The organism is Amycolatopsis sp. NPDC051373 (assembly GCF_040689465.1).
Taxonomy (GTDB): Bacteria; Actinomycetota; Actinomycetes; order Mycobacteriales; family Pseudonocardiaceae; genus Amycolatopsis.
The window spans coordinates 54,128-76,200 of sequence record NZ_JBFBAE010000033.1 but is presented as its reverse complement, the minus strand read 5'-3'; the positions used below and the strand labels follow the sequence as shown (position 1 = coordinate 76,200).

Annotated in this window: 20 protein-coding genes and 1 tRNA gene; 5 read left to right on the top strand and 16 right to left on the bottom strand. The window is 70.4% G+C overall.

Translation table 11 applies throughout. The annotated features are described in order from the left end of the window. The first annotated feature begins 3 nt into the window (after nucleotides 1-3). Entirely contained in the window at nucleotides 4-723 is a 720-nt protein-coding gene (locus AB0383_RS42275; RefSeq protein ID WP_364188468.1) for a DUF305 domain-containing protein, read from the top strand. 49 nt (nucleotides 724-772) lie between these two features. Here AB0383_RS42275 and AB0383_RS42270 read toward each other — a convergent pair whose 3' ends face one another. The 4 genes from AB0383_RS42270 to AB0383_RS42255 all read right to left on the bottom strand — a co-directional run bounded on the left by AB0383_RS42270 (nucleotide 773) and on the right by AB0383_RS42255 (nucleotide 4,539). Further along, nucleotides 773-1,378 (bottom strand): flavin reductase family protein, encoded by a 606-nt coding sequence (locus tag AB0383_RS42270; RefSeq protein WP_364188471.1) that lies wholly within the window; start codon nucleotides 1,376-1,378, stop codon nucleotides 773-775. Nucleotides 1,379-1,461: 83 nt separating this feature from the next. Next, complete coding sequence (locus AB0383_RS42265; protein WP_366190228.1) at nucleotides 1,462-2,259, bottom strand: MBL fold metallo-hydrolase; 798 nt, start codon at nucleotides 2,257-2,259, stop codon at nucleotides 1,462-1,464. Nucleotides 2,260-2,318: 59 nt separating this feature from the next. Then, nucleotides 2,319-3,239, bottom strand: coding sequence for a cation diffusion facilitator family transporter (locus tag AB0383_RS42260; RefSeq protein WP_366190227.1), 921 nt, complete (start codon nucleotides 3,237-3,239; stop codon nucleotides 2,319-2,321). 175 nt (nucleotides 3,240-3,414) lie between these two features. After that, a complete protein-coding gene (locus AB0383_RS42255) occupies nucleotides 3,415-4,539 on the bottom strand; it encodes an epoxide hydrolase family protein (protein WP_366190226.1) in 1,125 nt (374 codons plus the stop codon). A gap of 114 nt (nucleotides 4,540-4,653) precedes the next feature. Here AB0383_RS42255 and AB0383_RS42250 point away from each other — a divergent pair. Next, nucleotides 4,654-4,726 (top strand) — tRNA-Arg (locus AB0383_RS42250). A gap of 78 nt (nucleotides 4,727-4,804) precedes the next feature. Here the strand turns inward: AB0383_RS42250 and AB0383_RS42245 are convergent. Then, nucleotides 4,805-6,085, bottom strand: coding sequence for an alpha/beta hydrolase (locus tag AB0383_RS42245; RefSeq protein WP_366190225.1), 1,281 nt, complete (start codon nucleotides 6,083-6,085; stop codon nucleotides 4,805-4,807). A 316-nt stretch (nucleotides 6,086-6,401) separates the two neighbouring features. Here AB0383_RS42245 and AB0383_RS42240 point away from each other — a divergent pair, with 316 nt between their 5' ends. Then, nucleotides 6,402-7,043: a TetR/AcrR family transcriptional regulator gene (locus AB0383_RS42240; RefSeq protein WP_364188484.1), complete on the top strand. Its 642-nt coding sequence runs from the start codon at nucleotides 6,402-6,404 to the stop codon at nucleotides 7,041-7,043. 106 nt (nucleotides 7,044-7,149) lie between these two features. Here AB0383_RS42240 and AB0383_RS42235 read toward each other — a convergent pair whose 3' ends face one another. Both AB0383_RS42235 and AB0383_RS42230 read right to left on the bottom strand, forming a co-directional pair. Continuing rightward, nucleotides 7,150-7,920, bottom strand: a complete 771-nt coding sequence (locus AB0383_RS42235; protein WP_366190224.1) for an enoyl-CoA hydratase/isomerase family protein — start codon at nucleotides 7,918-7,920, stop codon at nucleotides 7,150-7,152. A gap of 59 nt (nucleotides 7,921-7,979) precedes the next feature. Beyond that, nucleotides 7,980-9,653, bottom strand: a complete 1,674-nt coding sequence (locus AB0383_RS42230) for an AMP-binding protein (RefSeq protein WP_364188489.1) — start codon at nucleotides 9,651-9,653, stop codon at nucleotides 7,980-7,982. Nucleotides 9,654-9,824: 171 nt separating this feature from the next. Between AB0383_RS42230 and AB0383_RS42225 the strand changes: the two genes are divergently transcribed. Continuing rightward, nucleotides 9,825-10,856, top strand: coding sequence for an LLM class F420-dependent oxidoreductase (locus tag AB0383_RS42225; protein ID WP_364188492.1), 1,032 nt, complete (start codon nucleotides 9,825-9,827; stop codon nucleotides 10,854-10,856). 26 nt (nucleotides 10,857-10,882) lie between these two features. On the opposite strand, the gene AB0383_RS42220 is transcribed toward AB0383_RS42225, so the two are convergent. The 9 genes from AB0383_RS42220 to AB0383_RS42180 all read right to left on the bottom strand — a co-directional run bounded on the left by AB0383_RS42220 (nucleotide 10,883) and on the right by AB0383_RS42180 (nucleotide 21,421). Further along, a complete protein-coding gene (locus tag AB0383_RS42220) occupies nucleotides 10,883-11,479 on the bottom strand; it encodes a TetR/AcrR family transcriptional regulator (protein ID WP_364188495.1) in 597 nt (198 codons plus the stop codon). 16 nt (nucleotides 11,480-11,495) lie between these two features. Continuing rightward, nucleotides 11,496-13,274, bottom strand: coding sequence for an acyclic terpene utilization AtuA family protein (locus AB0383_RS42215; RefSeq protein WP_366190223.1), 1,779 nt, complete (start codon nucleotides 13,272-13,274; stop codon nucleotides 11,496-11,498). After that, nucleotides 13,271-14,077, bottom strand: coding sequence for a TIGR03084 family metal-binding protein (locus AB0383_RS42210; protein WP_364188500.1), 807 nt, complete (start codon nucleotides 14,075-14,077; stop codon nucleotides 13,271-13,273). Before AB0383_RS42210 ends, AB0383_RS42215 begins: the two co-directional genes overlap by 4 nt. A gap of 1 nt (nucleotide 14,078) precedes the next feature. Further along, complete coding sequence (locus AB0383_RS42205) at nucleotides 14,079-14,840, bottom strand: enoyl-CoA hydratase-related protein (RefSeq protein ID WP_364188503.1); 762 nt, start codon at nucleotides 14,838-14,840, stop codon at nucleotides 14,079-14,081. Further along, nucleotides 14,837-16,855: a biotin carboxylase N-terminal domain-containing protein gene (locus AB0383_RS42200; RefSeq protein ID WP_364188506.1), complete on the bottom strand. Its 2,019-nt coding sequence runs from the start codon at nucleotides 16,853-16,855 to the stop codon at nucleotides 14,837-14,839. Before AB0383_RS42200 ends, AB0383_RS42205 begins: the two co-directional genes overlap by 4 nt. An 11-nt stretch (nucleotides 16,856-16,866) precedes the next feature. After that, nucleotides 16,867-18,468: a carboxyl transferase domain-containing protein gene (locus AB0383_RS42195; RefSeq protein ID WP_364188509.1), complete on the bottom strand. Its 1,602-nt coding sequence runs from the start codon at nucleotides 18,466-18,468 to the stop codon at nucleotides 16,867-16,869. 40 nt (nucleotides 18,469-18,508) lie between these two features. Next, a complete protein-coding gene (locus AB0383_RS42190) occupies nucleotides 18,509-19,663 on the bottom strand; it encodes an acyl-CoA dehydrogenase family protein (RefSeq protein ID WP_364188512.1) in 1,155 nt (384 codons plus the stop codon). A 319-nt stretch (nucleotides 19,664-19,982) separates the two neighbouring features. Next, nucleotides 19,983-20,792 (bottom strand): polysaccharide lyase family 7 protein, encoded by an 810-nt coding sequence (locus AB0383_RS42185; protein ID WP_364188515.1) that lies wholly within the window; start codon nucleotides 20,790-20,792, stop codon nucleotides 19,983-19,985. Nucleotides 20,793-20,971: 179 nt separating this feature from the next. Then, entirely contained in the window at nucleotides 20,972-21,421 is a 450-nt protein-coding gene (locus AB0383_RS42180) for an NAD(P)H-dependent oxidoreductase (protein ID WP_366190222.1), read from the bottom strand. A gap of 35 nt (nucleotides 21,422-21,456) precedes the next feature. Here AB0383_RS42180 and AB0383_RS42175 point away from each other — a divergent pair, with 35 nt between their 5' ends. Next, nucleotides 21,457-22,059, top strand: coding sequence for a CGNR zinc finger domain-containing protein (locus AB0383_RS42175; RefSeq protein WP_366190221.1), 603 nt, complete (start codon nucleotides 21,457-21,459; stop codon nucleotides 22,057-22,059). The last annotated feature ends 14 nt before the right edge of the window (nucleotides 22,060-22,073 follow it).

The window sequence follows — 22,073 nt, the reverse complement described above, 5'->3', positions numbered from 1 at the left end:
GCGGTGAGCACCGAAGCAGACCTCGAACCGGACGTCGACGAGCCCGACGAGCGGCCCGCGTGGTCGCGCTGGGTCGTCATCGGCGGGTCGATGCTCGCCGTGCTGCTCATCGGCGTGGCGATCGGCGTGTTCGCCTCGCGGCTCACCGACGGCAGCGACGCCGCGCCGGCGATCCCCGGCGCGGGTTCGGTCGAGGTCGGCTTCGCGCAGGACATGTCGACGCACCACCTGCAGGCCGTGACCATGGCCAACTGGGCCCGCGACCACAGCACGGACCCCGAGGTGCGGCAGCTCGCGTTCGACATCGAGTCGTCGCAGACCGAGCAGGTCGGGCGCATGAAGGGCTGGCTCATGCTGTGGGACCAGCCCGAGCAGGCGCCCGGCGCGTACATGACGTGGATGACCGAGCCGATGGGCCACGCGGGTATGCAGGTGCCCACCAGCGCTCCGGCCAACGGCGCCCCGATGCCGGGCATGGCCACCGACGCGGAGATCGCCAAGCTGCGCTCGCTGACCGGCCGCGCGATGGACGTCGACTTCCTTCAGCTCATGCTGCGCCACCACCAGGGCGGCACGGCGATGGCGGAGTACGCGCAGGACCACTCGAACCTGCCGGCGCTCAAGGCGTTGTGCCGCAGCATCCTCGTGTCGCAGGGCGCGGAGATCAACCAGATGAAGCTGATGTTGCAGGCGCGCGGGGCGGCTCCGCTGCCGGCGTCCTGAGATTGTTGTTTCCAGGGCCGCTCCCGTTCTTCGGGGGCGGCCCTTTTTTCTAGTGCTGCTTCCAGTCGGCGAACCGGATGCGCGGGATCTCCTTGACGTCACCGACGGTGCCCCACTCGTCGCCGCCGAGGCGGGCCAGCGGCCGCAGCCGCTCGATCACGGGGTGGTCGCCGTCGAGCACGTCCTCGGCCACCGCGACGTGCACGACCCGGCCGAACACCACCGTCGACGTGCCGAACCCGACCGTGCTGTGCAGCTCGCACTCGAACGCCACCGGCGACTGCGCCACCCGCGGCGGCTTGACCTTCGTGCTGGGCTCGCGTGTGAGCCCCGTCGCGTCGAACTCGCTGTGGTCGGGCGGGAAGTCGGTGCCCGTGATGTTGATCTTCTCGAACAGGTGCTCCGGCGCGAGGTTCACCACGAACTGCCCGGTGGCCTCGACGTTGCGCAACGTGTCCTTCCGCCCCACCGACGTGAACTGCAACACCGGCGGCGCGGCCGAGGCCACCGTGAAGAACGAGTGCGGCGCCAGGTTGTCCACGCCGCTTGCCGAGGTGCTCGACACCCACGCGATCGGCCGCGGCACCACGGTCGCGGTCAGCAGGCGGTAGAAGGCGAACGGGGCGACGTCGGCGGGATCGAAGTCCTTGCGCATGCCCTTGGTCTACCAGGTGGTCGCGGTGGACGAGGGGCGCACCTCGTCCACCGCGCCCGGCTCCTGTGCAGAGGCAGAAGGCGTCAGGACCGGTTCCCCACGACGTTCCACTCGCCCGGTTCGGCCAGCGCGAGGACGTGGGCCAGGCCGGCGTCCTCGAAGGCGGGCGGGAACGTGTCGATGCCCTCGGAGAAGTGGGCCCAGCCCTGGATGTGGGCGGGCAGGACGGTCTTCGCGCCGAGCACCGCGGCCACAGCGGCGGCGCGTTCGGAGGTCAGCGTCAGGGGGCGGCCGTCGAACTTCGCCGCGACGCGGGCGGCGCCGGCGAAGAGGACCGCGACGTCGATGGGCCCCACCTTGTTCGCGATCTCGGCCGCCACGCGGACGGAAGCGTTGTCACCGCTGAGGTACACCGTCGGCAAGCCGGTGCCCGAGAGCACGAAGCCGATCACTTGGGAGTTGATGTGGCCGGTGTCGTCGCGGTCACCGTCGGCGGGGCCGTGTTCGGCCGGCACGGCCTGCACGGTCAGGTCGCCGCCGCCGTCGCCGCGCGGGATGGTGATCGTCTCCCAGGCCTCGAGGCCCTTGGCGTTGGCGCCGAGCAGCTTCGCGGAGTTGGCGCCGGTCAGGAGTGTCTTGGCGGTCAGGGCGTATTCCTTGCCCTTGACGTCCAGGTTGTCGGGGTGGGTGGCGCGGCTCACGAGCACGACGTCGACGTCGCCGAGCCCGGCCTCGTCGACGGCCGGACCCTCGAGCTTGGTCAGGTAGGCGTGCGGACCCGGTTCGTCGAACGTCGGGTCCACCACGAACCGCAGGCCCGCGATGTCCACGACGGTGGTCGGCCCCCCGATCACGCCGATCCCGAACTCCTGCCGCTGCAACTGATGCGTTCACTCACGAGCATTCCCCTTGGTGGTCTGTTCGGCAGGCGCGCTGCGGGCTACCAGGACAGTTCCTGGCACCGGCGCGCGCACTGCGGTCCTTCGACCTGCAGCGTCGCGTGGTTGATGGAGTACCGGGCGGACAGGAGGTCCTGTGCCTTGGTGAGCACGGTGGACTGCTCGGCCTCGTCGCTCATCGTGAGGTGGGCCGAGGCGACCTCCATGCCGGAGGTGAGGGTCCAGACGTGCAGGTCGTGGACGTCCGAGACGCCCGGCAAAGCCGCGAGCTCCGTGCTGATCGCGCCGACGTCCACGGTGTTCGGGGCGTGCTGGAACAGGATGCGCAGCGCGCGTCGGGCCAGGGTCCACGTGCGCGGCAGCACGAACAGGCCGATGGCGACACCGATGATCGGGTCGGCGTAGCGCCAGCCCGTGGTGAGGGTGATCGCGCCGCTGATCAGCACACCGACAGAGCCGATCAGGTCGGCGAGCACCTCGAGGTACGCGCCGCGGACGTTGAGGCTTTCGCGCGCGCCCGAGCGCAGCACGAAGAACGACACGATGTTGGCGACCAGGCCGGCTCCCGCGGCCAGCAGCACCGGCAGGCCCGCCACCTCGGGCGGGTCGGTGATGCGGCCGATGGCCTCGACCAGCACGTATCCGGCGACGCCGAACAGCAGCACCGCGTTGCCGAGCGCGGCCAGCACCTCGGCCCGGTACATGCCGAACGTACGGCTGAGCGTCGGCCCGCTGCGGCGCGCCAGGACGATCGCGGTGAGCGCCATCCCGACGCCCAGGACGTCGGTGAACATGTGGGCGGCGTCGGAGATCAGCGCCAGCGAGCCCGTGGTGAAGCCCACCGCGAACTCCAGCACCATGAAGCCCGCACCGATGACGAGGGCGATCAGCAGCGCTCGCAGGTAGCGGCCGGACGCGCTCGCCGGGGCGGCGGCGTGCCCGTGTCCGTGTCCGTGGCCCATGACGTCGCCTCCCCCTCGTTTCCGCAGGTCACCACCGGTGCGGGGCCCTTCGCCAGGTCCCTTTCGCAATATATAGTCGCATGCGCATATGTGCAATACAGGTAAGCCTAAGTTCACTGTAATCGGGCACACAGGCCGATACCCATCCCCGGATGAGCACTCCCGCCTGGTGGGATCAGCGCACCAGGCGGAAGAACCCGCGCACCTGCTCGACGAGCGACTCCGGCTCCTCCATCGCGGCGAAGTGCCCGCCGTGCGCCAGCTGTTCGAACCAGCGCAGGTCGGTGAACCGCTGCTCGGCCTCGCGGCGCGAGGGCCGCGTGATCTCCTTGGGGTACAACGAGATCCCTGAAGGCGCTGTGATCTTGTTCCGGAACCCCGAGCCGAAGCTCTCCCAGTACAGCCGCGCCGACGACGTGGCCGAGGCCGTGAACCAGTACACGGAGATCGCGTCGAGGATCTGGCGGCGGGTGAGCGCGTCTTCCGGGTGGCCGTTGTTGTCGGTCCACGCCCAGAACTTCTCGGCGATCCAGGCGGCCTGGCCGGCGGGTGAATCGGTGAGGCCGTAACCGAGCGTCTGCGGGCGCGTGGACTGCTGGCCGGAGTAACCGCGGCCGGTGCGGCCGAACTCCTGCGCCGCGGCGAGCGCCGCCTGTTCCTCGGGCGTCGGGTCGTCGAATTGCCCCAGCGGCGCGGCCGCCATGTTCACGTGGACGCCCGCCACCCGCTCCGGTGCGACCTCGCCGAGTGCTCCGGTCACGGCCGAGCCCCAGTCGCCGCCCTGCGCGCCGTAGCGCTCGTAGCCGAGCGAGACCATCAGGCTGTCCCACGCCCGCGCGGTCCGCTCCACACCCCACCCGGCCTTCGCCGGCTTGTCGCTCCACCCGTACCCGGGCAGCGACGGCGCGACCACGTGGAACGCGTCCGCCGGGTCTCCCCCGTGGGCGCGCGGGTCGGTGAGCGGGCCCAGCACGTCGAGGAACTCGAGCACCGAGCCGGGCCACCCGTGCGTGATCACCAGTGGAAACGCGTCCGGCTCGGGCGAGCGCACGTGCAGGAAGTGGATCCCGAGCCCGTCGACGGTGTCGCGGAACTGCGGGAACGCGTTCAGCCGGTCGGCGAAGCCGAAGTCGTAGTCCTCGGCCCAGGTGCGGCACAGCTCCTGCGCGTAGGCCAGCGGCAAACCCTGGGACCAGTCGTCCACCGTCTCGGCCTCGGGCCACCGCGTGCGGCGCAACCGTTCCCGCAGGTCCGCGATGTCGGCCTCGGTCACGTGGGCCTCGAACGGTTCCGCTGTCACCCTTGCTCCCTCCGTCGGCAAGATCAACGCTAGCAGTGTCGGCCTCGAAGGTGACCCCTGCGGAACACCGGGCGAACCGGGGTGCGCTAAGCTGACGTCGTCGCGCAGCGATGCGCCCTTGTAGCTCAGGGGATAGAGCACTGCCCTCCGGAGGCAGGTGTCGCAGGTTCGAATCCTGCCAAGGGCACATTCTTCACGTAAACGAATCGGCGGTTCTCACTCGCGAGTGAGAACCGCCGATTTGTATGCCGTCACTGTGGCCGACTCAGCTGCCGCTGATCAGTGCTTCCGGGAACGTGCCGACGAGGGTGTCGGTGAGGTTGCCGATCGTCGAGAGGGCTTGCGACATGCCCGGGATCGGGTCCTGGCTGTCGCCGAGGCCGGGGACGACGTTGCTGCTGCGCTGAAGCAGCGCGATGGCCGGGACGGCGGCTTGCACGACCGTGGCGTTGACCGCCCGTGCCGCCAGACTCGCGGTGGGGTTCGGCGGCGTGGGGACGGGCGCCGCGGCACCGGGCGCGCTGTCGCGGACTGCGGCGCCGGCCCCGACGTACTGGTCCGCGAAGTCGAGCATGCGCGCATTGCTGTCCGGCGCGCTCTTCTCCAGCTGGAGGTCGTGGGCGGCGTTCGGGACGACGTCGGCGAGGACTGTCGCGTGAGGACCGTAGAAGGGGCGCTCGAAGTCGGCCATGGCCGCGGAATCCGAGCAGCTCGGGCCGAGCAGACCGCAGATGAACGGGTCGTGCTGTCCGACAACCGTGTAGACGGGGATGTTCAGCGTGCGGTCGACGTTGAGGACGTTGTAGCCGGCCAACGTCGCCAGCTCGACGAGGTTACCGGTTTCCTTGAGCTGCTCGTCCTTCGCGACCACACCCGGGTCGGTCGAGGTCGCGTTGCCCAGATAGAAGCCGCGGCGGGTGTCGGGGTAGCTGGTCAGGTACGCGGGGTCGAGGCCGGCGCCGGAGAACTTCGGGTCGAGCGACGACGGGTAGTCGTCGGCGATGATCTTCGTGACCACGTTGGTGTAGTTCAGCGAGTGCGCGATGCCGGTCGGCATGATGGCGTCGACGTCCTGGTAAAGGCCCGCTTCCGTCATCGTGAGGATGCCGCCCAGGCTGTGCCCGACCTCGATCACCTTGTCGAAGCGGGTGCCGAGCTTGCCGGCACGCAGGGCGGTGATGACCTGGTGGACGGTGCTGACGTCGGCATAGAAGTTGTCGAACGCGCTCAGCGGGTGGGTGGACTGGCCGTCGCCGAGGCGGTCGATGTTCATCGTCGCGTAGCCGCGCCGGTTGGCCGCCCGCACGTAGGAGTAGGTGTCCGGCTCGTACGGCAGGTCCCAGTAGTACCGCGCATAGGACCAGCCGTGAACCAGGATTTGCACGGTGGTGGCGCCGGGCGGGACGCACAGCGTGCCGGCGATGGTGGCCGGCTGACCGGCCGCGGTCACCGCAACCGTGACGTTCTTGCAGTCTGTTGCTGGATTTTCCGCGGCGAAGACGGGCGTCACGACGCTTCCGGTGGCCACGAGAAGGGCGGCCAGCACGGTCGCTGCGCGCCGGCGCCGTAGTGAATGAGTGTTCTTTATGAGCGGCATGGGTCGACCTCTTTGTCATCCTGAACCATGGACTTCTGCGCAAGAAACCCTCTGGTGAGCGCGAAAGTGGAAGGTGTCGAGGGCTGCGGCTAGCTAGTGAACTGTGATTCACTAGCTAGCGGACAGTACCACGGTCGAGCCCGGGCGCAATTCACGTGATCGGGTTGTTCTGCCCCGCAAAACGGGAGTGACGCTCGCCCTGCGGCGGCTTGGGGCGCGGGGGTGCGAGGTACGATCGGAAAGTCCGCCGTGGAGGGAGGTACCGGTGAAAGAGGCGCAACGGCCTCGGCGCGATCCCGCGCGCAAAGCCCGGATCCTGACCGCGGCCGCGGAGCTGATCTCGCGCAACGGCTACCACACCGTGGGCATGGCCGAGATCGGGCAGGCCGCAGGGATCGTGGGATCGGGCATCTACCGGCACTTCGACAGCAAGTCGGCGATCCTCGCCGAACTGCTGGAGCAGGTGATGGACCAGCTGTCCACAGCCGCTTCGTCCATCGTGGACGAAGCGGGCGACGACCGGCGCGCGGTGAGCGAGCTGATCGGCAACCACGTGCGCATCGCCATCCACGACCGCCGGATCCTCCAGGTGTACCACCGCGAAGCGCGCAACCTGCCGGAGAACGACCTCCGGCGACTGCGCCGCGCCCAGCGCCACTACATCGAGGAGTGGGTCGGTGCGGTCGCTCCCCTGCGCACCGACCTGGCCGACGGCGAGATCCGCGTCCTGGTCCACGCGGCGATCGGCAGCATCCAGTCCATTTTGTTCTTCAACTCCGGCCTGCCGGTACCGCAACTGGCCGCGTTGCTGGTCGGCGCGGCCCACGCCTGTCTCGGCATCGACGCGGCCTCGCCCGCGGTCGTCGTCGAGGCGGACGAGGAATGGCCGGACGAGCAGGGCGCCTGACCGGCACTCGGCCGCTCGGGGGCCGCCGCCGCGGCTGAGCGCAGCGCGGCCGTCGCAGTTTCCCGCTCGTGAAACCCGCGAGAAACAGACGGCCGAGCGCGCTCGCCTACGCTGGCGGGCGGTTGCGCTCGCGGAAGGCCGTCAGGCCGGCGCGGATTTCCGGGGCATGCAGGTAGGCCGTGAAGGTCTCGTACTCCAGGTCGAGGGCTTCGGCGGTGGGCAGGTCGCGGGCGGCGTTGGCGACGCGTTTGACTTCGGCCAGAGCGAGGGCGCTGTGGGTGGTGAAGCGGCGGGCGAGGGCGAACGCCGCGTCGAGCAAACCCTGCGCCGGCACGACTTCCTCGATGAGACCCCAGGCGTGGAAGCGTTCGGCGGGTTCGAGGTCGCCGGTGAACAGCAGGCGGCGGGCGACGTTGGCCGGGAGCTTGCGTTCGATGCGGACCGCGCCGCCTCCGCCGGGCAGCATGCCGTAGCGGACGTGGCCGTCGCCGAGAAGGGCGCCCTCGGCCGCGACGACGGCGTCCGCGGCGAGGACCAGTTCGAACCCGCCGGCGACGGCGTGACCGTTGACGGCGGCGATGACCGGCAAGGGTGAGTTTTCCCAGCGGCTGAACAGGTTCCCGGCGCGCCGCACGAAAGCCAGCAGGTCCTCCTGGCCGCCGTCCAGCCGGTCGAGCACTTCGGGCAGGTCCGCGCCGACGCAGAACGCGCGCCCGGCACCCGTCACGACGATCGCGCGGCACGCCGAGGCGGCAATGCGGTCGAGCGTGGTCTCGAGGTCGGCCAGGAGCTCGTCGGACAGGGCGTTGAGGCGGTCCGGGCGGTTGAGGCGGACGAGGGCGATCGAGTCCTGGTAGGTCAGGTCGACCAGGGTCATCAGGCTCCTCCACAAAGGACGGCGAAGCGCCGGAGATCACGATAGGGCGAGCGGGATCCTCAGCCGCGCGACCCGTAGAGGCCGGCGTGGCGGCCCCGAAGCTTGTACTTGAGGACCTTGCCGCCGACGGTCTCGGGCAGGGCGTCCTCGAAGACGACTCCCTTCGGGGTCTCGTAGCCGCCGAGCGCGGCGCGGCAGTGCGCGATGAGCGACGCTTCGTCGGCCTCCGCGCCGGGCCGCAGCACGACGACCGCTGTCACGGCTTCGCCCCAGTGTTCGTGCGGCAGGCCGATCACGGCGGCCTTCTCGACGGCCGGGTGCCGGTGCAGCACCGCCTCCACCCGCAAGCTGGACACGTTCTCACCGCCGGACTTCACGATGTCCTTGAACCGGTCGACCATCACGCGCAGGCCGTCCTCGTCCACCACGGCGCTGTCCCCGGAGTGGAACCAGCCGCCGCGGAAGGCCTCGCGGGTCGCGTCCTCGTTGAGGTAGTACCCGGACGTGACGGTCGGGCTCCGGTACACGGCCTCGCCGGGGATCTGCGGCTCGTGCAAGAGGGACGCGCCGGTCTCGTCGACGACGTCGGAGGCGAGCAGCGGACTCGGCACTCCGACGTAGTTCAACGCGGGAGCCGTGCGTTCGTAGACCTCCGGCCACTTCGCCGGCCAGAACCGGTGGCACGCGATCGCCTCGGTCTGCCCGAAGATGCCGAGCACGACCAGGCCGGGCGCTTTCCGTTGCAGGGTCTCGTAAACGGCCGGCTCGAGCGCACCCCAGCCGTAGACCAGCACCGTGAGGCTGGAGAGATCGCGACCGGATTTCTCCGCGTCCGCGGTCAACGCGGCGACGAACTGCGGCGAGCCGGCCCACAGCGCGGTCGGCCGCTCCTCGTCGATGGCCAGGGCGACCTGGTCGGGCACCGGCCGGCGTCCGAGGACCAGCGAACCCCCGGCGAGGAACGCCGAGAAGGTGAACACCTGGTCGCCGACGTGGTAGATCATCGGCAGGTAGGTCAGCACCTTGACCTCGGTCTCCACGCGGAGCCCGCGCGTCAGCGAGACGGAGAAGTTCAGCGCCGCGAGGTGGCTGGCCGAGTGCGAGATCATCGCGCCTTTCGGCATGGCCGTGGTGCCGGAGGTGTAGAGCAGCTGCCAGATGTCGTCGCCGTGGATCTCGACGTCGGGCTCGGTCACCGGCCGATCGGCGAGGAACGCGCCGAACGTCGGGCTGTCCGCCACCGCGCCGCCGCCGATGGTGATCGTCGCGGCGACCGGCAGCCCAGCGCTCTCGAAGGCCGTCCGCGCCCGCGGCCACAGTTCGGCGTCGACGATCGCCGCCTCCGGTGCGGCCTGGCCGATGAGGTACTCGAGCACGTCGGTGGCGAGCGCGGGGTTGATCGGCATGGCGACCATCCCGGCCTTCGCGATGCCGATCTTCGCCAGGTACGCCTCAACGGAGTTCTCGCAGAAGAGCGCGACCCGGGCGCCCGGTTCGAGCCCGCGCGCGGCCAGGGCGTGGGCGAGCTGGTTGGCGATCTCGTCGGCCTGGCGGAAGGTGACCGAGGCGAACCGCTCCTCGCCGTACGCGCCCGGCCGGCCGGTGACCGCGACCTTGTCGGGGTAGCTCCACGTCAGGCGTTCGAACACGTCGCCGACGGAGGTCCGTTCCCAGCGGTTGACCGCGCGGCGGCCTCGCAACGTGGTGACGTCGATCTTCCCGAACAGGTCCACACCAGCCTCCTTGCCGAATGCCAGACGCCGCACAGCATCCAACTTGACGCGCGCACTGGCAAGACCAAAGTCACTAGCCATTCACATCGTTACCCGATCAGTGCAGCTTGCATGGAGCCCGATAGTGAACAACGATGCACTCACCAAAGGCGCGTTCAGGAGGGCACCGGAATGCCGATCCCCGTGGGAGTCAACGTCGGCCAGTTCTTCCGCGGGGTGCCACCACGGTGGGACGAGCGCGTCCGGGAGATCGAGGACCTCGGCTTCGACGGGATCTGGTTCGCCGAGGCCTACGGCTCGGACGTGTTCACCCCGCTCGCCTGGTGCGCCGCCCGCACGACGCGCGTGCGCCTTGGCACGGCCGTCGCGCAGATCCCCGCCCGCTCCCCCGCGGCCACCGCGATGGCGGCTGCGACGCTGGACCACCTCTCCGGCGGACGCGTGGTCCTCGGCCTCGGCGCCTCCGGCCCGCAGGTGTCCGAGGGCTGGCACGGTGTCGCCTTCCCCCGTCCGCTGGCTCGCACCCGGGAGTACGTCGAGGTCATCCGCCAGGTCCTGGCCCGCGAAGCCCCGCTCACCCACGACGGGGAGTTCCACCGCCTTCCGCTGCCGTCGGGCACCGGGCTCGGCAAGCCGCTGCGCTCGACGCTGCACCACCTGCGGCCGGACCTGCCGATCCAGCTGGGTGCCGAGGGCCCGCGCAACGTCGCGCTCGCGGCCGAGATCGCCGACGGCTGGCACGCGATGTTCTTCTCCCCCGAGGCCGACGCGTTCTACCGGGCCGCGCTCGACGCCGGTTTCTCCCGCCGGCCCGGTGGCCGCCCGGCGCGCTTCGAGGTGATCGCCACGGTGCCGGTCGTCGTGGACGAGGACGTCGAGCGCGCGGCCGACCACGTCCGGCCGGAGCTCGCGCTGTACATCGGCGGCATGGGCGCCCGCGAAGCGAACTTCCACCACGACGTTTTCACCCGCGTGGGTTACGCCGACGTGGCGACGCGGGTGCAGGACCTCTACCTCCGCGGCGAGAAGCGGGCCGCCGCGGCCGCGATCCCGACGGCGCTCGTCGAGGAGGTCGCCCTCGTGGGGCCGGTGGGCAAGATCCGCGAGGACCTGTGCCGGTGGGAGTCCACTGTGGTCGATTCGCTGGCGGTACAGGGACTGCCGGACGACCTCGCGCTCGTGGCCCGCGCCGTGCTGGGCTGACCTCCGCACGGCCGCGCGCTCCCGGCTCACCCGCTCGCCTCCGGTTCGACTGGCGACACTCCCAGGCAGGCGTGCGCCGCACCGCGCAGCAGCTCCGTCAGCCGGTCCGCGGGCAGGCCCGAATGGTGGAACAACACCGACTGCACGCAGCCGATCGCCGAGTGGACCAGCACCCTCGCCTCGCCTTCCGCCAGGCCCGGCCGCAGCGGCCGCACCGCTGCCGCCCAGCCCTCCAGGTATTCGCGCTGGGCCCGCTGCAGCCGGCGCAGGTCCTCGGCCGGGAGGTTGCGCGCCTCCAGGTGGTACACCTGCAGGATCCGCCGCTCCTCCACGGCCACGCGGACGTGGTGGCGCACCAGCTCGGTCACCGCGGTGCGCGCGTCCGGCGCGGTCGCCAGGATCTCGGCGGCCGCCGAGTCCAGCAGGTCCATGACCCGGTACAGCAGCGCGGTCAGGATCGCCGCCTTGCTCGGGAAGTGGCGGTAGACCCCGGTGCTCACGATGCCCGCCGCCGCGCCGATCTCGGCCAGGCCCACCGCGTGGTAGCCGTGTCGCGAGATCAGCTCGGCCGAGACGGCCAGGATCCGCTCCTTGCGGTCCGGGTCGCGTCTCGGCGTACGCACATCGTCCACTGTGGACTCAGCCCCGCAGGAGGTGTTCCGGGACGTCCGCGAGCCGGCTGCGAAGGTACTCGCCCAGCCCCTTCGCCTGCGGGTCGGGCCGCGTCGCGGAGGCGACGCCCGCACCGAGGATGCCGACGACCACAAGGTTCACCGCGCGCAGGTTGGCGAGCTCGTAACGCCGAATGTCCAGCTCCGCGGCCTCCGGGAGCAGTTCGCGCACGCGCTCGACGGTCAGAAAACCACGCAGCCACGCGTACTCCTCGTCGGTGCGGACCCACACCCCGATGTTGGCGTTGCCCCCCTTGTCCCCGGATCGGGCTCCCACGATCGTCCCGAGCGGCAGCCGCCGGGTCGGCCCGGCGGGCACCTCGGCCACCGCCGGTTCCGAGACCTCAGGAGCGACCGCCGTCACCGGGCTGTGCGGGATGGTCCGCACGGTCCCGTCGGGCAGCGTGACGCGGTGCTCCACTTCGGACGCGGGGATCAGCGTCGGCCAGTAGACGCCGTACGCGCTTTCCGCGGACGGCGGCGTCGTGGTGTGGAAACCCGGGTAGCCGCCGAGCGCGAGCTCCATGGTGGTGTTGGAGAACGCGCGGCCGACCTTGCGCCGGTCGGGGTCCTTCACCGTCACGCGCAGGTGCGCGGTGGCCTCGGCGTTGGTCGGCGCGTCGGGGTGGTCGAACCGCAGCAGCCGCACGTCGAACTCCGCGAACCGCTCCCGTCCGCCCAGCAGCTCGACCAGCTGCTGCTCGGCCCACGCCGCTTTCTCCTCGATGCGGGTGCCGGTCAGCACGAGCGTCATCGTGTTGCGGTACCCGCCCTCGTAGTTGAGCGCCACCTTGAGCCGGTCGGTCGGCGCACTGCCCCGCACGCCCTGGATGCGCACGCGGTGCTCGCCCTCGGGCACGAGCTCGAGGGTGTCGAAGTGGGCCACGGCGTCCGGCCCGAGGTACGCCGGCTCGGCGATCTCGTACAGCAGCTGCGCGGTCACGGTGCCCACGGACACGAGCCCGCCGGTATCGGCGTGCTTGGTGATCACGCTGGCGCCGTCGGTGTCGACCTCCGCGATCGGGAAACCCGGGTACCGGCGGTCGGTGACCTCCTCGAAGAACGCGTAATTCCCGCCCGTGGCCTGGGGTCCGCATTCGATCACGTGGCCGGCGGCCATCGCGCCGGCGATCTTGTCGTGGATGTCCGCGTCGTCGCGGGTCCAGCCGTGCCACCACGCCGCCGGGCCGACCACCACCGACGCGTCGGTGACCCGCCCGGTCACGACCAGGTCCGCGTCCGCGCGCAGTGCTTCGGTGATCCCCCACGCGCCGAGGTAGGCGTTGGCCGAGACCGGGCGCACACCGGCGTCGGCGAGCTTGCGGCCGGTGTCAAGGTGCGCGAAGGCGTGGCCGGCCGCCTGCAGCTCGTCGAGCCGGGGCACGAGGTCGTCTCCGTCGACGTACGCGATGCGCGGGTGCAGACCGAGCCGTTCGGCCAGCACGCTGAGTTCGGCGGCGAGCCCGGCGGGGTTGAGCCCGCCGGCGTTCGAGACGATGCGGACGCCGCGGTCGAGGCAGGTGCCCAGCACGTGCTCGACCTGCGTGAGGAACGTCTTCGCGTACCCCGTCGCCGGGTCCTTCTGCTTGGCCTTCCAGAGGATCAGCATGGTCAGCTCGGCGAGGTAGTCGCCGGTGAGCACGTCGATCGGGCCGCCCTCGACCATCTCGCGGGCGGCCTGCAGCCGGTCGCCGTAGAAGCCCGAGCAGTTGCCGATGCGCACGGCTCGGCCGCCGGTCGTGGTCACGATGGTCCTCCCGCATGACTCAGGGGCGTTCGCCCGGTTCCGGGGCTGCCGGCGAAGGTCTGGGCGACCGACAGCCACTCGGTCGCGACCGGGCCCGCCACCTCGAGAGCGGTGTCGTCGCGGTGGCGGCGCTGCGTCACGACGAGGCAGAAGTCGAGCGCAGTCCCGGTGACACGGTCCGCGGCCTCGGCCGGACCCCACGTCCACACGGCACCGGACGGGGCCGTGAGCTCGACCCGGATCGGCTCGGCCGGCGCGGGTTTTCCGTTCAGGGCGAAGGAAAACGCGATGGTCTGCACGCCGAGGTGCGCGATGTGGCGCAGCCGGTCGGTCGGCTCGCGGTCACGGCCCAGCGCGTCGGCGACGTCCTGTCCGTGCGCCCAGGTCTCCATCAGCCGCGCGGTGACCGAGGACAGGGCACTCATGTCCGGGCCGTACCACGGGAGCCGCGCTTTCGGGTCGAGGTCGCAAAAGGCGGTGACGAACTCGCGGCGCGTCCGGTCGAACCAGGTGCGGACCGCTTCCGCGGGCAGCGTCGCGTGTTCGGCCGCGACCCGGTCGGGGAAATCCATGCCACCGGCCACGAGGGCGTCGGCGGCGAGCCGGAACGCGGCCGGGTCGACCGCGGCTTGCGTCGCCGTCTCGTCGAAGTACGCGAGGTGCGTGAGCTGGTCGCGGACGGTCCAGCCCACCGCCGGGGTCGGCCGGGAGATCGCCGCGTCGTCGAGGTCCGCCACGAGGTCCTGCAGCACCCGGGTCTCGGCGACGAGGTCGTCGAGCACCTGCCGCATCGAAACGGCCACGTCAGCGGCCCTGCCAGACCGGCGTGCGCTTTTCCTTGAAGGCCAACGGGCCTTCCTGCGCGTCCTCCGACAGGTACACGGGTTCCCAGATCTCCTCGGCCAGGTCGTAGGCCTCAGCCCGGCTGTGGCCGGCCGACAGGTAGGCGGTGCGCTTGGCGGCAAGCACGGACAGCGGCGCGTTGGCCGCGATGCGCTCGGCCAGCTGCTGCGTGCGTTCGCGCAGGCCGGCCGCCGGGACGACGTCGTTGACCAGCCCGTGCTGCTGCGCCCGCGCGGCGCTGACCGGGTCGCCGGTCAGCAGGATCTCCAGCGCGACCCGCGGCGGCACGAGCCAGGACAACGGCGCCGCCCACGGCGAACCGCGGCCCACCTTGACCTCCGACACGGCGAAGCGCGCGTGCTCGGCGGCCACCACGAGATCACACTGCTGGGCGAGCAGGAACCCGCCGCCGTAGGCGATCCCGTTGACCGCGGCGATCGTCGGCTTCGGCACGTCGACGTTGCGCCCGAACTGGGGAAGGAAGTCCGGGGGCGGCACCCTCAGCGCGGTCTCGTTCATCTCCTTGAGGTCGCCGCCGGCGCAGAACGCCTTGTCGCCGGCGCCGGTCAGGACGAGGACTTTCGCGTCGTCATCGGCGTTGAAGCGGTGCACGCCGTCGAACAGTCCTTTTCGGACCGCCTCACTCAACGCGTTGCGCGCCTCGGGGCGGTCGATGGTGAGCCAGGCGACGCCATTGGTCACCTCGTAGCGCACGGGGGTCATCCGGCCTCCTCTTCGGTGATGACGGCGACGATCTCGCCCGATTCGACGGTCTGTCCCAGCTCGACGGACAGCTCGGCCACGAGCCCGGCGACCGGCGCGCGCACGGAGTGCTCCATCTTCATCGCCTCGAACACCACGATCACCGCGCCGGCCTCGACGTGCTGTCCTTGTTCCGCGACGACCCGGACGACCGTGCCCGGCATCGGCGCCAGCAACGAACCGGGCGCGGCGTCCGTGCCGGGCTCGGGCAGCCGGGGTCGTTCGGTGAAGGTGGTGCCGCCCAGCACGCTGTCGCAGTAGACGATGTCGCGTACCTGGTGCACGTGGACCGTGCGCCGGATTCCGTTCACGCGCAGGTCCACTCGGTCCGGACGCGCGTCGAGGACCGCGAGGCCGTCCACAGGGGAACCGTCCACCCGCGCGTCGAGTCCCTGGCGGGTGAAGCGGTAGGCGACGTCCACGTCGGTGTCCCCGAGGCGGTACTCGGCGCGCTGCGGGGCGCTCGCGACGTTGCGCCACCCCGTCGGCACGACCCGCTGCACCTCGGCCCGGGCCCGCCGGTCGGCCTGACTCGCGACGGCGGCCGCCAGCGCGTGCACGGTCACCGCCTCCTTGCCGGGCACGCCGATCAACGCGGCGGGATCGTGGCGCGTGAGGTAACCGGTGTCGGTCGCGCCGGCGGCGAAGCCGGGTTCACGCAGGATCGCCACGAGCAGGTCGCGGTTGGTGACCAGACCGTGGATTTGCGCTTCGGCAAGGGCTCTGGCGAGTTTCCGCACGGCTTCGGCGCGCGTGCGGCCGTGCGCGATGACTTTGGCGAGCATGGGGTCGTAGTGCGTGCCGACCACTGAGCCGTCGCGCACCCCGGTGTCGACGCGCACCCCCGGCAGGGCCGGGATCCGGAAGCGGTGGAGGGTTCCGCTGCCCGGCAGGTAATCGGCCGCGGGATCCTCGGCGTAGAGGCGCGCTTCGACCGCGTGCCCGCTGATCGCGGCTTCGGTGACTTCGACCGGCAGCGGAGCGCCTTCGGCGACGCTCAGCTGCAGAGCGACGAGGTCCAGCCCGGTGATCTCCTCGGTGACCGGGTGCTCCACCTGCAGGCGCGTGTTCACCTCGAGGAAAAAGAACTCCCCGTTGGGCGCCATCACGAACTCCACGGTGCCCGCGCCGGTGTACCCGATCGCGGCACCCGCCGCGACCGCCGCGTCGCCGAGCTGCTTGCGCAGCGCCTCGTCCACGGCCGGCGACGGCGCTTCCTCGATGATCTTCTGGTACCTGCGCTGGATCGAGCACTCACGTTCGAAGAGGTGCACGACGGTGCCGTGCGCGTCCCCGAAGATCTGGACCTCGACGTGGCGCGGGTTCTCCACGAACCGTTCCAGGAACACGGTTCCGTTGCCGAACGCCGACGCCGCTTCCCGCCGCGCGCTCGTCACGGCTTCGACGACGTCCGCTGCCTCGCGCACGATCCGCATCCCGCGCCCGCCACCGCCGAAGGCCGCCTTGACCAGCAGCGGGAAGCCGATGTCCTCGGCCATCCCGGTGACGGTCGCGGCATCCGTGTCGGTGGTGTCGTCGATGGTGGCACCGGGCAGAACGGGAACGCCGGCCTTCGCCATCAGCTCCTTGGCCGCGATCTTCGACCCCATGGCCTCGATCGCCGCGACCGGCGGCCCGACGAAAACCAGCCCGGCTTCGGCGCAGCGGCGCGCGAAGCCGGCGTTCTCGGACAGGAACCCGTAGCCGGGGTGGATCGCGTCCGCGCCCGTGGCCAGCGCGGCTTCGACGATGAGCTCGCCTCGCAGATAGGTCTCGGCCGACGACGAGCCGGGCAGGAGCACGGCTTCGTCGGCGGCCTCGACGAACAACGCGTCGGCGTCCGGATCGGAGTGCACCGCGACGGTGGCGATGTCCAGGGCTCGCGCGGAGCGGATGACCCGTTCCGCGATCTCGCCGCGGTTGGCCACGAGCAGCTTCCGGATCGGGTGGGTGCCCGGCGTGGTCCGGCTGGTCATCAAGGTGGTCCTCACATCCGGAAGACGCCGTAGCCACGCTGGCCGGCGACGGTGTTGGAGTGCGCGGCGGACAGCGCGATGCCGAGCACGGTGCGGGTGTCGCGGGGGTCGATGAGGCCGTCGTCGTAGAGCCGCGCGGTGACGAAGAACGCGTGTGATTCCTTCTCGATCTGCGCCTCGATCGCCGCGCGGTTGCGCTCGTCTGCTTCGAGGTCGAACTCCCGCCCGTTCGCCGCCGCCGACTGCTTCGCCACGATGGACATGACGCCGGCCAGCTGCGCGGCACCCATCACCGCCAGCTTGGACCCGGCCCACGCGAACATCAGCCGCGGGTCGTACGCGCGGCCGGACATGCCGTAGTTGCCCGCGCCGAACGACGCGGCGAGGTTCACCGTGATGTGCGGAACCTTGCTATTGGCAACCGAGTTGATCATCTTGGAGCCGTCCTTGATGATCCCGCCCTGCTCGTAGTTCTTGCCCACCATGTAACCCGTGGTGTTCTGCAGGAACAGCAGGGGCGTGTCGGTCTGGTTCGCGAGCTGGATGAACTCGCTGGCCTTCTTGGCTTCCTCGCTGAACAACACCCCTCGCGCGTTGGCCAGGATGCCCACCGGATAGCCGTGCACCGAGGCCCAGCCGGTGACGAGGCTGGTGCCCCACAAGGGTTTGTACTCGCCGAAGCGTGATCCGTCGACCACCCGCGCGATGACCTCACGCGGGTCGAAGGGCACCTTGATGTCCGAAGGCGCGAGACCGAGCAGCTCCTCCGGGTCGTACAGCGGCTCGTCGGCGGGCAGCGTCGGGCCGGGGCCGAGCTTGCGCCACGTGAACTCGGCGACGATCTGGCGCCCGATCCGGATGCAGTCGCGCTCGTCGGCCGCGAAGTAGTCGCACAGCCCGGAAACCTTGGCGTGCATGGCCGCGCCGCCGAGCTCCTCGTCGTCGGCGTCCTCGCCGGTGGCCATCTTCACCAGTGGCGGGCCGCCGAGGAAGACCTTGGCCTGGCCGTCGACCATCACCGCGTAGTCGCACATGCCGGGCACGTAGGCGCCGCCCGCGGTCGAGTTGCCGAACACCAGCGCGACCGTGGGGATCGCCAGCGACGACAGCTCGGTGAGATCGTGGAAGATCTTGCCCGCGTGCACGAACAGCTCCGACTGCGTGGGCAGGTCGGCACCGCCCGACTCGACCAGGTTGATCACCGGCAGGCGGTTGATCCGGGCGATCTCCAGCGCTCGCAACGTCTTCTTCAGCGAGTACGGGTTCATCGCCCCGCCGCGCACGGTCGGGTCGTGCGCGATCAGCACGCACTCGACGCCGGAGACGACGCCGATCCCGGTCACCACCGAGGCCCCGACCGGGAACTGCGTGCCCCAGGCCGCCAGTGACGACAGTTCGAGGAACGACGCGTCGCGGTCGAGCAGCAGCTCGATGCGTTCGCGGACGAGCATTCGGCCGCGGTTGCGGTGGCGCTGCTGGTAGCGGGGCCCGCCGCCGGCGATGGCCGCCTGGATCTGCTCGTCGAGCTCGGCCAGCACCTGTTTCTGGTGCTTCAGGTTGGTCTGGAAGGTCTCGTCCGCGGTGTTCAGCGCGGACCGCAACACGGTGGTCATCTCGCGGTGGTCCGTTTCTCTCGGCTCGCTTGTCTCGGGCTCAGTACGAACGGGGCAGCCCGAGGCTGTGCTGGGAGACGTAGTTCAGGACCATCTCCCGGCTCACCGGCGCGACCTGCAGCAGGCGCGCGATGCCCCAGTACGGCAGCAGGCCGTATTCCGTGGCGAACCCGTTGCCGCCGTGCGTCTGGATCGCCGCGTCCACGGCGGCGGCGGCCGCCTCGGCCGCGGCGTACTTGGCCATGTTCGCGGCTTCGCCCGCCGGTTCGCCGTGGTCGTGCTGCCAGGCCGCCTTCGCAGTCATCAGCGCGGCCAGATCGGTCTCGATCTTGGCCTTCGCGAGCGGGTGCGCGATGCCCTGGTGCTGCCCGATCGGCGCGTCCCACACCGCACGGGTCGACGCGTAGTCCGCGGCCTGGCCCAGCACGTGGCGGGCGATACCGACGCACACGGCCGCGCCGGTGATGCGCTCCGGGTTCAGCCCGTGGAAGACCTGGTGGAAGCCGTTGCCCTCCTCGCCGACGAGCGCGCTCGCGGGCAGGCGCAAGTCGTCGAAGTGGAGCACGAACTGCTTCTCCGGCAGCTTCGCCGACACTGGGAGCCGTGTCGCAACGAAGCCAGGGGTGTCGGTGGGCACGAGGAACAGCGACAACCGCGCGCGCCCGGTGCTCTCGTCACGGCCGGTTCGCGTGACGAGCAGGACGGCCTCGGCCTCGTCGACGCCGGAGATGTAGTGCTTGGTGCCGTTGAGGACGAAGTCATCGCCGTCCCGCACCGCGACGGTCGAGAGCCGGTGGGTGTTGGACCCGGCGTCGGGTTCGGTGATGCCGAAGACGACCTTCGCCTCGCCAGAAGCCATGCGCGGCAGCCAGTGCTGTTTCTGCTCGGCGGTGCCGTAGTCGGAGATCATCTCGCCCGAGATGGCGGCGGAGACCATGAGCAGCAGCAATGGGCAGCCTGCCGCCGCGGTCTCCTCGCACACCATCGCGAGCTCGGCCAGGCCGGCGCCACCGCCGCCGTACTCCTCCGGCAGGTTGATCCCCAGGTAGCCGTTGCGGCCCAACTCGGCCCACAGCTCGGCGGTGGGCTCGCCGGCCTCGGCGCGCGGGACGTAGTACTCCGGCCCGAACTTCGCGGCGATCGCCCGCACCGTGTCCCGGAGATCCCTGTGTTCCGAGGCCTCCTGAAAGTCCACACCGACTCCTTCGTCCGTCCAGCACCCTAGTGCATAGTGGTTCACTACGGCCGCTTTGGCAAGCGAGGACGTCGACGTCACCTGACCAGGAAGACCCAACCCTCCGGGATGACTCAGGCTCGTTCATCCCCCGCGGAATTTAGTGAATCGCGAATAACTTGACCTGAGCACGCCGGCGAGCTGAGCCCACGCTCACCCGGTCGGCGGCGCGGACCTGGCGCCGGCCGCTCCGGCCGACGCGGTGCCCGGGGCCGAGCCGGGCAACGAAAAAAGGCGCCGCCGGGCGAGTTCGCCCCGGCGGCGCCGATTTCCCAGGCGGTCAGCTGTGCGAGATCGTCAGCCCGTAGAAGGAGACCCGTGCGCCCTTCGTCGTGCTGCTCGACGAGGACTGGTTGTACGAACCGGCCTTGAAGTACTGCTTGTACGCCTTGAACGACGACGGAATGCTGTAGTGCGTCGTGCTGCCGTTCACGGTGAGGTCGATGGTGTTGCCGCCGGAGATCCCGATCGTGTAGGTCCAGGTCTTGCCCACCGCGACGTGGCCGACGGTGTGCAGGGTCTGGCCGCCGTCGGGCGAGTTCTCCGTGCCCAGCACGATGTCACCACTGGAGCGGTAGTACAGCTCCAGCAACGGTTTCGTCGACGAGCCGCCGGTACCCAGGTGAACCTGGCCGACGCACACGTTCGACGTCACCGACACCACGCGCAGGGTGGCGCTGAGCTTGTGCGAACCACTCAGCGACCAGTTCGCGGCCGATCCGTCGCGGTTCATCTCCCGCAGCTCGGATCGCGCGTAGTTCGAATTGGGCGTGGTGACGCCCTTTTCCGGCGCCCAGAACACCATCCCGCCGTCACGCGTATCGGTGTAGAAATAGCTGTCCTGGAACCCGTTCGGCCCTTGCAGCCGAGACGACGAGATGGTGGTCGGCGAGCCCGGTGAGCCGACCGGCTCCTGGAGCTGCCAGGTCGACAGGTCGAAGTTGCCGCCAGGAGCCACGGACGGGCTGCCCAGCACGGACTGGCCGGTGGCCGGCGCTGCCTCCGCGGGCAACGCGGTTGCAGCCACGAAAGCGGGAATCGCCAGCACGACGAGCGCGGCGCGCATGCGCATCGCAGTTTCCTTTCGCACGGTGGGGACCTCTGTGCCATTTATTCAGATATGTGAATTAATGTTGTGGAAACCCGGCGGCGAAAGGAAACGTTAAGGTTGCGGTCGCATCAAGTCAAGGATTGATATGATGCTCGACGCGCCTCGGCGGCCCGCCACCGCGAGGCGACGGACCGCCGAGTTCCGATTACCGGAACGAACTAGAACGCCTTGCCCGCGTCACGGGCTGCGGTCAGGGCCGCGGCGCGGTCCTGGTCCGGGGTGGCAGTGAGGATGGTCGGCTGGAAGCGGACCTCGGTGACCTCGGTGACGCCGACGAAGCGCAGCCAGTCCTTCACGTACGTGGAGTGGAAGTCGGCGCCGAACTGGATGGGGACGCCTTCGGAGTAGACGTCGCTGGTATAGATCGTGGCGGCCTTCTTGCCGTGGACCAGACCCGAGTAGCCGGCGGCCGGGTCGAGGCCGAAGACCATGCCGGGCTGGGTGAGCGTCTGGGCCTGCGCCCACACCTCGGCTTGCTCGCCTTCCGGTGCACCGCCGGCGAACACGGCGAGCTTGGCGCTCGCGCCGGCCGGTCCGAACTGCGGCGGCGAGCCGTCCCAGAGGTCCAGCGTCTTCACGACCGTGCCGGGGTTGGCGTCCTCTGTCAACGAACGCGGAACGGACGGACAGGAAAGGAGGGCCGATGGAACCGGAATTGCCCCCGCTCGGGCTGAGCGACCATCCGGCCCTCGCGTTCCTCAACACCGCGGCCACCGCCGAAGGCGCCGAACTGATCCCCGACGGCGCGGGTTATCTGCGGTGGCTCGAGCTCACGGGACTGATCGACGATCGCGCCGCGGTGCTCAACCGGTTCAGCGCAGCCGAGTTGGACGCGGCGGCGCTCGAAGCCGTCGAGTTGCGCGAACGCCTGCGCCCGGTGGTCCAGGCGTGGGCGGGCGGCGATCCCACGGCACCGGACGAGGCTTTCCTGGCCGCGTGGAACGCCATCTTCGCCGAAAGCGGCCGCAGCCTGCAGATCCACCGTTCCGGCGCCGTCGTCGATCTGGAGGACCGGTGGACGTGGACCACGTCCCGGTCCCTTCTCGCACCCGTCGCGCAAGCGGCGGCCGACTTGTTCGCCCACGGCGACCGGTCGCTGGTCCGCAACTGCGAGGGACCGGAGTGCCCGCTGTGGTTCTACGACCGCACCAAAGCGCACCGCCGCCGCTGGTGCTCCATGGCGACGTGCGGGAACCGCGCCAAAGTGCGTGACTTCCGGGCGCGGGCCACGAAGGAAGTTCCTTAGCCCCGAATCACCGA